At 67.0% G+C, this 13,620-nt stretch carries 10 protein-coding genes; 7 read left to right on the plus strand and 3 right to left on the minus strand.

The window, feature by feature from the left end:
- The first annotated feature begins 270 nt into the window (after positions 1-270).
- Positions 271-2,304, plus strand: a complete 2,034-nt coding sequence (locus FAZ69_RS19385) for an eCIS core domain-containing protein (protein WP_240702334.1) — start codon at positions 271-273, stop codon at positions 2,302-2,304.
- A gap of 102 nt (positions 2,305-2,406) precedes the next feature.
- Here the strand turns inward: FAZ69_RS19385 and FAZ69_RS19390 are convergent, their stop codons facing one another.
- From FAZ69_RS19390 to FAZ69_RS19400, 3 genes are all read right to left on the minus strand, one after another.
- Complete coding sequence (locus FAZ69_RS19390; RefSeq protein ID WP_169708698.1) at positions 2,407-2,967, minus strand: class I SAM-dependent methyltransferase; 561 nt, start codon at positions 2,965-2,967, stop codon at positions 2,407-2,409.
- Between the two features lie 83 nt (positions 2,968-3,050).
- Positions 3,051-4,133, minus strand: coding sequence for a HAMP domain-containing sensor histidine kinase (locus FAZ69_RS19395; RefSeq protein ID WP_136896707.1), 1,083 nt, complete (start codon positions 4,131-4,133; stop codon positions 3,051-3,053).
- A 14-nt stretch (positions 4,134-4,147) separates the two neighbouring features.
- Positions 4,148-4,834, minus strand: coding sequence for a response regulator transcription factor (locus FAZ69_RS19400; protein WP_136896870.1), 687 nt, complete (start codon positions 4,832-4,834; stop codon positions 4,148-4,150).
- A 174-nt stretch (positions 4,835-5,008) separates the two neighbouring features.
- Between FAZ69_RS19400 and FAZ69_RS19405 the strand changes: the two genes are divergently transcribed.
- From FAZ69_RS19405 to FAZ69_RS19430, 6 genes are read left to right on the plus strand one after another with little or no spacing between them, the layout of a single operon-like run.
- Positions 5,009-6,499, plus strand: a complete 1,491-nt coding sequence (locus FAZ69_RS19405) for an efflux transporter outer membrane subunit (protein WP_136896871.1) — start codon at positions 5,009-5,011, stop codon at positions 6,497-6,499.
- The gene (locus FAZ69_RS19410; protein WP_136896708.1) at positions 6,496-7,644 is read left to right on the plus strand and encodes an efflux RND transporter periplasmic adaptor subunit; all 1,149 of its coding nucleotides are present in this window, start codon (positions 6,496-6,498) and stop codon (positions 7,642-7,644) included. The genes FAZ69_RS19405 and FAZ69_RS19410 overlap by 4 nt, the downstream gene beginning before the upstream one ends.
- Positions 7,641-10,745, plus strand: coding sequence for an efflux RND transporter permease subunit (locus FAZ69_RS19415; RefSeq protein ID WP_136896709.1), 3,105 nt, complete (start codon positions 7,641-7,643; stop codon positions 10,743-10,745). The genes FAZ69_RS19410 and FAZ69_RS19415 overlap by 4 nt, the downstream gene beginning before the upstream one ends.
- Positions 10,742-11,356: a paraquat-inducible protein A gene (locus FAZ69_RS19420; protein WP_136896710.1), complete on the plus strand. Its 615-nt coding sequence runs from the start codon at positions 10,742-10,744 to the stop codon at positions 11,354-11,356. Before FAZ69_RS19415 ends, FAZ69_RS19420 begins: the two co-directional genes overlap by 4 nt.
- On the plus strand, positions 11,353-11,973 hold the full coding sequence (locus tag FAZ69_RS19425; RefSeq protein WP_136896711.1) for a paraquat-inducible protein A: 621 nt from the start codon (positions 11,353-11,355) through the stop codon (positions 11,971-11,973). Before FAZ69_RS19420 ends, FAZ69_RS19425 begins: the two co-directional genes overlap by 4 nt.
- The gene (locus FAZ69_RS19430; RefSeq protein ID WP_136896712.1) at positions 11,973-13,619 is read left to right on the plus strand and encodes a PqiB family protein; all 1,647 of its coding nucleotides are present in this window, start codon (positions 11,973-11,975) and stop codon (positions 13,617-13,619) included. Before FAZ69_RS19425 ends, FAZ69_RS19430 begins: the two co-directional genes overlap by 1 nt.
- Position 13,620 lies beyond the last annotated feature (1 nt).

Here is a 13,620-nt window from a genome sequence, read left to right on the forward strand (position 1 = left end):
TTCGGAAATGCTTTGGTGGAAAGCGTAGCCGCTGCGCTGTGGAGCGGGCAAGGCGGGAAATTGAAAGTATCCGTTACCGGGAACGGTTTTTGGCCTTTGGCGAGCAAGTTGCGCGCCCGATCGGCGCAAGCACTATGTAAATAACTCCGTCGCGATATCGCATCCTGCCGTATCGTCAGACGAACGAGAGCTACAATCGCACGCGCCGGATCGCTTTGCCGTTCGACCCGGCCATAGCTTGTAGTGAGCGCACAAAAAATGGAACGCCAAATGCCGCAAGCCACCCACGTTCAAGCTGCAGAGCGACTCAACGATGCCGTCCGCCCCACGACGACGGCGAGCAAGCAGGCGGAGACCTTGGTCGGCAACCGCGAAGCCGCGGCATCGCACCGCCAACTCGCCGCCCTCATCGAACAAAGCCCACGCATGGTGGCGCAGCGCGCGCAAGTGGCAATGATTCGCGGGGAAGCTGTGCAACGGCAGGAGCGGGAGGAACAGGCGTCGTCGCTGCAAGGCGCGTCAGGAGAAGCCGTCTCCGATACCCCTTTGCAAGCGAAGGCCGAGCATGCCCCCAATCGAACCGGCATGCCGGACTCGTTGAAAGCGGGTATCGAGCATCTGTCCGGCCTGTCGATGGATCACGTCAAGGTGCATTACAACTCACGGCAGCCTGCGCAACTCAACGCGGCTGCGTATGCGATGGGCAGCGATATCCACGTCGCCCCGGGTGAGGAGCGTCATCTTCCGCACGAAGCCTGGCATGTGGTGCAACAGGCGCGAGGGCTCGTGAAGCCGACGATGCAGGCGAGAGGCGTGCGGATCAACGACAACGAATCGCTGGAACGGGAAGCCGATGTCATGGGCGCGCGGGCGCTCCAGTTGAAGTCCGCTCCAGCGACTGCGCAGACTGACGCAGTCGGAACCGGAACGACTTCGCCCACCGCCAACGTGGTGCAGGCCAAGCAGTTTTATGAGGACAACCAGCATTCGGGACAGGACGCCGGCTTCTACAACCATCAGTTAGCCGCACTGAATGCGGCGATGAAGGCCGCCGTTACCGCCTTGCCGGACAATGCGAATACCGCGGCAGCCCAGACAGCCATGCAAGCGGTCTTCGGCGGCCACCCCGCTGTCCCGGCAGGCCATGTGCTCAACTTCACGGGCAGTGCAGTATTTCTGGACACGGCCGCGGGTGCCCACGTGGATCGCCTCGGGACGCTGGCGGACGATCAGAATCAGCAAATGTACCTCCCGGTGCCGGCGGCCGCCGGTGATGTGAATACACTCTGGGTGAATAAAAGCACGGGAGCTGAGTATGTGAGGGATGCCAACGGTCTCTTCACGCCGCGTTTCCAGTCAAGGAGCATCACGGTGGCCGACCGCCAGCGCGTGAATGGGCGAAACTCGATTCAGGGCGCGAACCCGGGAAGCCACGCGACGCCGCTGCAGCACGTTGGCGGCGCACCTTCACCCTATATCTCGATGACCGCCGGACTGGCCGATGTGACCAATGCCCAGGGTGCATTGTTCAATGCGAACAGCAACGGAAGAGTCCATGCGGACATGCTGCAAGTCCCAGCCGCCGATATCGTGGACTTGCATGCAACGGCGGGCGCCACGCTAGAACTGGGGAACCGCATGGCCGTCAATATCCGCAACAACTTTCCGGCTATATGGGATGCCGCACACACGGAAGTCGCTGCGATCCATGCCGCGCAGCCTGGTCAAGCCGCCGCCGCACATGCTGCGGCTGGTGCGCATCGGCCGGCCACGATGAATGCCGGCCAAACCCAGCAATGGCAACAAATTCTCGATGCGGTACGGACCAAGGAAGTGCTCGTGCATGGCAATGTCCCCTTCGATGCGATAACGAGCTTCGGCAATGCGAACGGCCATGCATTGTCCGCGGCAACCAATACCGCGATCGCGGCCAACCTTGTCAGGTCGCAGGGAAGAAGCGCGGCAGCGGCTGCAACGTTAGGCACGCATCAACAGGCCGCGGCGATCGGACCGCAATTGAAGCACGCGTTGCTTGCGCGTAAAGCTCATGCGACACGGAGCTTCAAGGTTGCCGCGCGGGCCGCAGTCGCAGCGCTTCCCGCGGGGAACAGGGCTGCGCGCTATAACCAGTTCCATAATTCCATGAGCAATGCCATTGCCGACCTCGACGCTCTGGCCCATCTGTTCCAACAGAGGATAAGCGGCGGCGTCTACGGCGCCGACGCCGCAGGTATCGCAGCAGGCGTGGCTGCATTCATTGCGCAAGCGAATGCCGACATTACGGCAACCGTGAACGGGACTTGAGAACGTAGCTGCCGCGCCGCGAGCAAGGCGCGGCCGGCGTGATGCAGGGCGAGCAAGTTACGCTCCCTGGCGAGGCACCGAGGGTGTGAATCGGCCGCGGCTTCATGGAACGAGCGAATCGGCGCCATCGCGCTGCGGCTCATCGCTACGCTGAGCGGGCCAACGATACAGCGCGACGGCGCCGCGCAACCCTGGTCCCTTGCGCGCCGCGACGACTTGCCTGCCTCGAAACCAAAAAGCGAGCGACACCACGGGCGTGCCGGGCCTGAGCGTCGTGTCGAGAAAGCTGGCGAGCTTCGGCATCGGCTTGATCATCAGATAGCAGGCGATGGCGTCCGCGTCGCGGATATCGCAATCGAAAAAGCTGCCTCTTTGCAGACGCACGTTGGGCAGATTCCGGGTTCGCAGGCGGGCGATCCAATACGGAAAGGGAGAGATCTCAATGCCGCGAATCTGCGCCTCGGGAAACGCGCGAGCCAGGGCACTCACCAGCATTCCCCAACCGCAACCGAGGTCGTACAGGATTGCGTGCTCAGGCAGCCCTGCCTGTTTCAGCAACGCAATCACGTCGCTCGCTTCCGCCGAACTCGACGACATCGGCACGACCCCCGTGATGAAGTAGAACGCCAGCACAGAAATGGCGACGATTGCGGTAATCGCCAATACGAGCGTCGCGAAGATGTTAAGCATTGAATGCATTTACGCTCGCCTCATTCGATAGCCAATATGCGTCCATGTCGTGAGCTTTATCTCGACGCAGGCCTCGCTGTCGCCGCCGAACCCGGCAAGCGTGCGATCACGACGAGCCCGCCCCCCTCTCGCGGCACAGCGCGAATATCGCCGCCATGCAGCTCCAACGCGCGCCGTGCGATGGCCAGCCCCAACCCAGTACCAGGCACCGCGCGCATCACGCCATCGCGCTCGTGAGACTCAAAACGGCGAAACGGCTCGAAGATCTCTTCGCACGACTCCGCCGGCACGCCCGGCCCCCTGTCGCTCACGCTGACTTCGAGCCACCCTGCTCCGTCGTCCGGCGTCGGCAATGTGCGCGCACGAACCTCCACGGTGGTGTCGGGAGCGGTGTACTTCACCGCATTGCGCACGACGTTTTCGAAAGCGCGATAAAGCGGCTCCCCGGCGACTTCCGCCACAAAGCTATCCAGCGCGTCCAAGGTCACGACACAACCGCGCGCCTGCGCCTCGAACGCAGCATCCTGCACGATATCGGCCAGCAGCTCAACGACATCCACCCGCTCCCGCGCCGGGTTCATCGCGCCCGCCTCCAGCTTGTGCAGCGTCAGCAGCTCTTCGATGAACTGATCCAGCCGCTCCGTTTCCCGCGAGATGCGCTCGGCCATCGCCGCCGCCGACTGGGGATCCTGCTGCATGAGCCCGATCGCCGCCTGGATGCGCGCCAACGGCGAGCGCAGCTCGTGCGACACGTCATGAAAGAGCTGGCGCTGCTGCATCGCCGCCTGCTGGAGACGCGCCGCCATTTCATCGAACTCTTGCGCCAGATACGCGAATTCGTCGCGGCGTGAACCGAGCGCGGGCAGGACGCGCACGTCGAAGCGCGCCAGCGCCGCGTCGCGCAGCGCCTGGCTGAGATGCCGTACGGGCTTGGAGATATGCCACGCGATCCCGAACGCGATGGGCACGCTCACGGTGGCGCCCGCCAGCAGCGGAATAAGAAAAATCCAACGCGGAGTATCGGGTGGCTGAACCCCGCTGACATGCATGTAGAAGCCCGCGCATAGGAATGCAGCCACCATGGCGAGCCAGCCCATGAAGAAAATTCGCCAGAACATCCGCCCAAGCCGGAATTGCATGGTTCAGTCCGTCTTCAATCTGTGAGGAGCTGATAGCCCATGCCGCGCACGCTGACGATCCACGGCTGCCCGTCGGGACGTTGGCCGAGCTTCTGCCGGATGCTGCTGATGTGCACGTCGATGCGACGGTCGAAGCGCGCGAGCGGCCGGCCGAAAGCCTGCTGCGAGATCTCCTCCTTGCTGACGAGCCGGCCGGCGTGCCGCGCCAGGATTTCGACGAGGCTGAACTCCGTGCCGGTCAATTCGAGCGGCGTGCCCTGCCAGGTGGCTCGGCGGCTGGAAGTCCACAGCACGAGCTGTCCCGCGTGGACCGGACCGCCGGCGCCCGCTGCTCCCGTGCCGGGCGCGCGCCGCAGGATGGCCCGCAGCCGCGCGACGAGCTCGCCGGGCGTGCAAGGCTTCGGGACATAGTCGTCGGCGCCGAGGTTGAGGCCGGAGATGCGGTCGATGTCGTCGCCGCGCGCCGTCAGCATCAGCACGGGCACGTGGCTCGCCGCGCGGATGCGGCGCAGCGCCTCGATGCCCGAGAGGCGCGGCATCATCACGTCGAGCACCACGATCGCGAAGCGCCCGGACAGCGCGCGGGTCACGCCCGCCTCGCCGTCGTGCGCGACCTCGGCGGCAAAGCCTTCGTGAGCGAGGTATTGCACGAGCATGCCGGTCAGTTCGGCGTCGTCGTCGACCAGCAGCACCGGCGTCATCGAGGATCGATCGAGATTCATCATGAAAGCAGTATGGCGCAGCCGGTATCGCCCGAGAAAGCCTTTCGCGCCGAATTTTACGCAACTTAACCTGACCATACCGCGCTGAATCAAGCGCTCCGGACAATAGCGCTCATCGGCCCGACAGGGGCCAGGGAGCGTGCATTGAACCGAATGGAGCAGCAGCAGGAGCAACATCACCGGCGCCGCCGCGCATGGCTTGCCGCGATCGCGAGCAGCTGCCTTGCGCTATGCGCCTGCGCATTGCAGCCGCCTTATCAGGCGCCGAAGGTGGTCGAGGCCACCGGCTGGCAAGCCGAGCTGCCGCACGGCGGCAGCGTGGAAAACCTCGTCGACTGGTGGCGCCGCTTCGACGACCCGGCCGTCGCGGAGCTGATCCGCACGGCCGAGGCCGACAGCCCGTCGCTCGCGAAGGCCGTCGCCCGCATCGACGACGCGCGCGCCACGCTGACCTCCGACAGCTCCGGGGCCTGGCCGTCGTTGACCGGCAGCGGGTCGGTCACGCGGGCGAAGTCCTCCGTGTCTTTCGGCAACGAAGTCTTCACGAGCGAGACGACCACGCGCAGCGGCGAGCTCGACGCCTCCTGGGAGCTCGACCTGTTCGGCAAGGTGCGCTCGGCCCGCCAATCGTCGCAGGCGCAGCTGCAAGCGCGCATCGACGACTGGCACGACGCGCGCGTTTCGCTCGCCGCCGAGGTCGCCGACGATTACGTGCAGTACCGCGCATGCCGTCAGCTCGTCAGCGCCGATGAGGAATCGGCGGCGTCGTACGCGCACACGGAAAAGGCCACGCTCGCGGCGGTCGACGCCGGCATGACGCCCGCCTCCGACGGCTACCTCGCGCAAGCCAACACGGCCAGCGCCAACGCGTCGGCCACGCAGCAGCGCGTGACCTGCGAAGAATTGATCAAGTCGCTGGTGGAGCTCACAGGCGCGAGCGAAGCGGCGCTGCGCGCCATCGTCGATCGGCCGCAAGCGCCCGCCCTGCCCCAGCCCGAGGGATTTCGCGTGCAGTCCGCTCCTGCCGATCTCGTGCGCCAGCGGCCCGATCTGGCGTCGTCCGAGCGCGCGCTGGCCGCGGCCTATGCCTCCATCGGAAAGGCCCGCGCCGACCGTTTCCCGAGCCTGTCGCTGTCCGGCTCGATCGGCCTCTCGGCCAGCAACCTGACCACGCCGATGTCGACGTGGTCGTTCGGGCCGAGCCTGTCGGTCCCGCTGTTCGACGCGGGCAAGCGCAAGGCCGCCGTGGATTCCGCGCAGGCGAGCTATGACGAGCAGTTGGCCTCCTATCGCAGCTCGGTGCGCACCGCGGTCAAGGAGGTCGAGGTAGCGCTCGCCGATCTCGACGGCGCCGCGCGCCGCAGCGACGATGCACGCCGTGCCGTCGAGCAATACCGCCGTTACGACAGCGCGATGGAAACCAACTGGCGCACGGGCTTCGACACGCTGCTGACGCGGGAGCAGGCGCGCCGCTCGCTGACGAGCGCCGAGATCACCGACATCGAGCTGCAGCGCGACCGCGTGCGCAACTGGATCTCCCTCTACAAGGCCCTGGGCGGCGGCTGGCAAGGCAACGATGCCGTGCTGCCGGTTGCCGGCACCACGGCCACTACACCCGCCACCACGCAAGGAACCATACAGTGAAGCTGAGTCGTCCAAAGGCCGCCTTGGCAGCCTTCACCCTCATCGCCGCCGGAGCTGCCGCCTGGCGGTTCACGCCCGATTTCCGGGCCCATGCCGAGACGCAAGCGCCGCCCGCCGCACTGACCGTCAGCGTGATCGAGCCGCAGTACCGCCAATGGCCCGACACCATCGAGACCAACGGCAGCACGGCGGCCTGGCAGGAGGCGGTGATCGGCGCCGAGACCGGCAGCCTGCGCATCACCGAAGTGCTGGCCGACGTCGGCAGCGAGGTCAAGCGCGGCCAGCTGCTCGCGCGGCTCGCCGATGCCACGGCAACTGCGGACCTGCGCAAGCAGGAAGCCGCCGTCGCGCAGGCGCGCGCCAACCTCGAGCAGGCCGAGGCCGACCTGAAACGTTCCAGGCAGGCGGCCGACAGCGGCGCCCTGTCCGCGCAGAAGCTCGACGAGTACCGCATCACGGCGACCGTCGACCGCGCCGCGCTGGCCTCCGCCCAGGCCGACCTGGAGAACAAGCGCATCGCCCTGTCGCAGACGCGCATCGTCGCGGTCGACGACGGCATCGTGTCGTCGCGCTCGGCCTTGCTCGGCAACGTGGTGAGCACGGGCACGGAACTGTTCCGGCTGATCCGCCAGGGACGGATCGAATGGCAGGCCGAGGTCGATGCGCAGCAATTGGCGCGCATTCACGCACAGCAGTCTGCGCGCGTGACGCTGCCGAACGGCAAGGTGCTCGACGGCAAAGTGCGATTGGTGTCGCCGACGCTGTCGACCAGCACCGGCCGCGCCCTCGTCTACGTCGCGCTGAACGGACACGGCGCCCAGCCCGGCATGTTCGCGAGCGGCGACATCGAATTAGGCGACGCGAAGGTACTGACGCTGCCCGAATCCGCACTCGTGCCCCGCGACGGCCGCACCGACGTCTACGTGCTCAATCGCGACGGCGCGACGGTCGAACGGCGCACCGTGGTCGCCGGACGCCATCGCGACGGACGCTGCGAAATCGTCTCTGGGCTCACGACGGACATGCGCGTCGTGGCGAGCGGCGGCGGCTTCCTGTCGGACGGCTCGCGCGTGAAGGTGGTGGAACAGCAGGCGCCCGCCTCCCTCGCCTCGGCAAACGGCGCGGCGCAAGGAGGCGGCCAATGAACGTCTCCTCCTGGTCGATTCGCAATCCCGTACCCGCGGTGCTCTGCTTCATCCTGCTGACCGTTTTCGGCCTGCTAGGCTTCCACAGGCTCCAGGTGCAGGATTTCCCGGAGATGGACCTGCCGGCCATCACCATCTCCGCATCGCTCGAAGGCGCGGCGCCATCGCAACTGGAAAACGAGGTGGCCCGCAAGATCGAGGACAAGCTGACCTCGCTGTCGCTGCTCGATCACATCTCGACGACGATCACCGACGGCGCGGTCAGCATCAGCGTCACCTTCAAGCTCGAAAAAGACCCGCAGGCCGCGTTGAGCGAGGTGCGCAACGCCGTGGACAGCGCGCGCGCCGACCTGCCCGCGGAGATGGCGGCCCCGACCGTGTCGAAAGTCGACTCGGCCGGCTCCGCGCTCGTCACCTACACGGCCGCTTCCACGTCGATGGACGAGCAGGACCTGTCCTGGTTCGTCGACAACGACCTCTCGAAGGCGCTGCTCTCCGTCAAGGGCGTCTCCAAGGTCGAGCGGATCGGCGGCATCGACCGCGAAGTGCTGATCGACCTGAACCCGGCAACGATGGCCGGGCTCGGCTTGACGGCGGAAACCGTCTCGACCCAGCTCCAGGCCATGCAGCGCGACCGCTCGGGCGGACAGGGCGACGTCGGCGGCCAGCGGCAGTCGGCGCGCACGCTGATTGGCGTGGGCACCGTACAAGACGTGGCGGCCTTGACGATCGCCACCGGCGACGGCCGCCGTGTGCGCCTCGACCAGATCGCCCGCGTCCATGACGGCGCCGCGGACCGCACGAGCTACGCCTATCTCGACGGCAGGCCCGTCATCGGCGTGCAGATCACACGCTCCAAGGGCAATTCGGACGTGACGGTGCTGCACGGCCTGAGCCGCACCGTGGCCGCGTTCGCCGCGGCGCATCCGCAGGTGGAGCTGACCGAAGCGAGCAACACCGTCACGCCCATCGAAGACAACTACGAAGGCTCGATGAGCATGCTGATCGAGGGCGCGCTGCTCGCCATCGCCGTGGTCTGGTGGTTCCTGCGCGACGGCCGGGCCACGCTGGTGTCGGCGGCGGCGCTGCCGCTGTCGATCATCCCGACGTTCGGCTTCATGTACCTCGCCGGGTATTCGCTGAACACCGTGACGCTGCTGGCCCTGTCGCTCGTGATCGGCATTCTCGTCGACGACGCGATCGTCGAGATCGAGAACATCGAGCGCCATCTGCGCATGGGCAAATCGCCCTTCCAGGCCGCGATGGAAGCCGCCGACGAGATCGGTCTCGCGGTGATCGCCACCACCTTCACGCTGGTCGCCGTGTTCCTGCCGACGGCGTTCATGGCGGGCATTCCGGGGCTCATCTTCCGGCAGTTCGGGGTGACCGCGTCGGTGGCCGTGCTGATCTCGCTCCTGGTCGCGCGCCTGCTCACGCCGATGATGGCCGCCTACCTGATGAAGGCGGCCAGCCACGTGGACCACGACGGCCCGCTGATGAAACGCTATTTGGGCTGGGTGCGCGCCTGCCTCGGCAAGCGCGGCCGCACCATGACGGCAGTCGGCCTGTTCCTGCTGGTCTCCCTCGCGGCGATCGGCGCGCTGAAGACCGGCTTCCTGCCGTCGCAGGACAAGTCGCAGACGCAGGTCAAGCTCGAGCTGGCGCCGGGCAGCACGCTCGAAGCGAGCCGCGCCACGGCCCTTCACGCCGACGCGCTGATCGGTCAATTGCCCGAGGTCAAAGGCGTCTTCGCCTCGGTCGGAAGCGCCGACGACAGCAGCGGCGGTCCGGTCGGCGGCGGCAGCAGCACGTCCGATGTGCGCACCTCGTCGCTGATCGTCGACCTGGTCCCGCGCAGCGGGCGCAGCCTGAAGCAATCGGCGGTGGAAGACGAGATTCGCGCGCAGCTGCGCGATCTGCCAGGCGTGCGCGTATCGGTGAACAACGGCGGCAACGGCGAAAAGCTGCAAATCACGCTGGCCGGCAGCGATACGGCCTCACTCGAAGCTTCGGCCGCCGAACTGGAAAAGCAGTTGCGCACGCTGCACGGCATCGGCAACGTCACGTCGAGTGCGGCGCTGCAACGCCCCGAAGTGCAGTTCCGCATCGACCCGGCGCGCGCCGCCGCCCTCGGCGTGACGGCCGAGGCCGCCGCCGACGCCGTGCGCATCGCCACCTACGGCGACTACTCGACGTCGTTGCCCAAGCTCAATCTTCCCGATCGGCAGATCGCCCTGCGCGTCCGTCTCGATCCCGCGCTGCGGCAGGACCTCAATGCCATCGGCCAGCTGCGCGTCGCGGGCACGCATGGCAGCGTGACGCTGGCCTCGGTGGGCACGCTCTCGATCGGCAGCGGACCGTCGCAGATCGACCGGATGGACCGCGACCGCAACATCACGCTGTCCGTCGAGCTCAACGGACGCACGCTCGGCGAAGTCAACCGCGAAGCACATCAGTTGCCGGCGCTTCAGCATCTGCCGTCGGGCGTGAAAGAGGTTCAGCAAGGCGAAGTGCAGAACATGGGTGAGCTGTTCAACAGCTTCGGCATCGCTATGGCGATCGGCATCTTCTGCGTGTACGCGGTGCTCGTGGTCCTGTTCCACGATTTCCTGCAGCCGGCCACGATCCTCTGCGCGCTGCCGCTGTCGATCGGCGGCGCGCTGTTCTCGCTGCTGGCCGCCCGCATGAGCTTTTCGATGCCGGCGCTGATCGGCCTCTTGATGCTGATGGGCATCGTGACCAAGAACTCGATCCTGCTCGTCGAGTACGCCGTCGTCGCCCGGCACGAACGCGGCCTGGGCCGGATGGAGGCGTTGATGGACGCCTGCCACAAGCGGGCCCGCCCGATCCTGATGACGACCATCGCCATGGGCGCCGGCATGCTGCCCAACGCGCTCGGCCTCGGGGCGGACCCGAGCTTCCGGCAGCCGATGGCGATCGTCGTGATCGGCGGCTTGCTCGCCTCCACGTTGCTGAGCCTGATCGTGATTCCGGTGATCTTCACCTACGTGGACGATCTGGAACGGTGGCTGCGCCGCCGCTTCGAGCACGTTGCCGGGGTACGCGAAGATGCGTTGGCGAAAGATACGGCGGCGCCATGAGAACCTTCCCGCACCTCATCGTGTGCCGCGAATGCGACACGGTCTACCGGCGCCCTCGCCTCGCACCCGGCGATACGTCGCGCTGCGAAACCTGCGAAGCCGCGCTGCATGGCGCGAGCCATCCGGACGTCGACGGGTGGCTCGCGCTGACGGCCGCCGCGGCCATCGTCTTCGCGATCGCCAACGTCTGTCCGTTGATCCGCATCGATCTGCACGGCCTGCACAGCGAAGCGACGCTCTGGCAGTCCGTCATGGCGCTCGCGCACGGCGCGGCCGCCCCCATCGCCGTACCGACCGCGCTGGCCGTCGTCGTCGTGCCCTTCCTGCAGATCGCGCTGCTCGCGTGGGTGCTCGCTTACGCGCGGGCAGGCCGTCAGGCGCCCGGGTTCGCCCCGGCGATGCGGCTGCTCGCCGCCTTGCAGCCGTGGAGCATGGTCGAGGTGGCGTTGCTCGGCGTCCTCGTATCGATCGTCAAGCTCTCGGGCTTTCTGAAGGTCGTGCCGGGCGTCGGCATCTGGGCCATGGCCGCGTCGATGGTGTTGATCACGCTGATCGCCCGCCGCGACGTCCAGCCGCTGTGGGACCTGACCGAGCGCGGTGCGCAAGCATGAATCCACGCCCCCGCGCCCATCAACTCGGCGTGCTCGGCTGCCATGCATGCGGCCTCGTCAGCGAAGCGCCGGCCGACGGTCACGACGATGCGCGGTGCCAGCGCTGCGGCGCGAGGCTGCAGCGCCGCCGGCCCGACAGCATCGCGCGCGCCTTCGCGTTCCTGCTGGCGGGAATCATCTTCTACATCCCCGCCAACACGATGCCGGTGATGTACACCGTCATGCTGAACCGCGGCAGCGACAACACCATCCTGCAAGGCGTCGTCGCGTTCTGGAAGCACGGCGCCTATGGGATCGCCCTGGTGATCTTCGTCGCCAGCGTGGCCGTGCCTTGCGCGAAATTCCTGATCCTCGGCCTGCTGATGGTCACGGCCCGGCGCGGCAGCCCCTGGGCGCGTCGCGAGCGCGCGCGGCTCCATCGCCTCGTCGAGCTGGCCGGCTACTGGTCGATGCTCGACGTGCTCGTGGTGGCGGTCGCCGCCGCGCTTGTCCAGTTCCGCGCCTTGGCTGTCGTGGAGCCGCGCCCCGGCATTCTCTTTTTCGGCGGCATGGTGATCCTGACCATGCTCTCGGCCATGCAATTCGATCCTCGCCTGACCTGGGACGGTAAAGACTGATGAGCGACACCCCCGAACAACAGCTTGAACCAGGCTTGCCCCCGGTGATCCGGCGCCGGCCGCGCGTGTCCCCGGTCTGGCTCGTGCCGGCGATTGCCGCGCTGATCGGACTGTCGCTGCTGCTCCACGCGTGGCTGTCGGCGGGGCCGACGATATCGATCGCGTTCCAGACCGCGACCGGCCTCGAAGCCGGCAAGACGCCGGTGAAGTACAAGGACGTGACGATCGGGACGGTGACGGCCATCGCCTTGAGCGAGGACGGCTCGCACGTGGTCGCGGACGTCGCGCTGAGCAAGAGCGCCGAGAGTGTCGCGCGCGACGATACGCGCTTCTGGGTCGTGCGTCCGCGCGTCGGGCTGGGCGGCGTGTCAGGCATCGACACGCTGCTCTCGGGCGCCTACATCGGCGTGGACAAGGGCAGCTCGCCGCACCCGGGCCGCGTCTTCACCGGGCTCGAATCGCCGCCGACCGTCATCAACGGCATGCCCGGCAAGAGCTTCCTGATCCACGCCGACGATCTCGGCTCGCTCGACATCGGCTCGCCGGTCTACTACCGCCGCATCCAGGTCGGCCGTGTTGCGTCGTACCGGCTCGACGCCGACGGCCGCGGCATCGACCTGCAGGTATTCGTCGATGCGCCCTACGACCGCTACGTCATGACCGGCACGCGCTTCTGGAACGCGAGCGGCGTCGACGTTTCGCTCGGCGCCGACGGGCTGAAGCTCAACACGCAATCGCTGGCCACGGTCATCGCGGGCGGCGTCGCGTTCGCCACGCCGTCCGGCGGCGGCCTGCAAGCCGCCCCCAGCCTGACCCGCTACGAGCTGGCAAGGGACGAGCAGACCGCGATGGCGCCGCCGGACGGTCCAGGCCAGCACATGCAGCTGCGCTTCGAGCAGTCCATGCGCGGTCTCGCGGTGGGCGCGCCGGTGGAATTCTCCGGGCTGAACATCGGCCGGGTGACGTCGCTGCATCTCGACTACGACGCCGGCAACCATCGTTTCCCGTCGATCGTCGACATCGTCGTGTATCCGGGCCGCCTCGGGAGCGTGCTGCAACGGCTGCCAAGGTACAGCGGCGATATCGACGAGCAGGGCGCCCAGCTCCTTGCCGGCCTGGTCCAGCACGGCCTGCGCGCCCAGGCGCGCGCGGGGAACCTGCTCACCGGCCAGCTCTACATCTCGCTCGACTTCGTGCCCAACGCGCCGGCGGTTGCCTTCGACGTCCATGCGCGCCCGCTGATGCTGCCCGCCGTCAGCGGAGGCTTCGACCACATGCAGGAGCAGATCGCCAGCATCGTCGCCAAGGTCGACAAGATGCCGCTCGATTCGATCGGCCGCCATCTCGACGCATCGTTGGCGGGTCTGGACGAGACGCTGAAGCAGGTCAACGGACAGGTTCTGCCGGCCGCCACTCAGACCTTGCAGCAGACGAACCAAACGCTCGGGACGGTGCAGAGCACCTTCGCTGCCGACTCGCCGTTGCAGCAAAACCTTCAGCAGTCGCTGCAGGAAGTGCAGCGCACCGCCGGTTCGCTGCGCACCGTCATCGACCTGCTCGGCCGTCATCCCGAAGCGCTGCTGCGCGGTATGCCGAGCGATGCGCAACCGGCCTCGAACACCGGCTCGGCACCAAAGGGAAACTGAG

It is taken from the genome of Trinickia terrae, assembly GCF_005144415.1.
GTDB lineage: Bacteria > Pseudomonadota > Gammaproteobacteria > Burkholderiales > Burkholderiaceae > Trinickia_A > Trinickia_A terrae.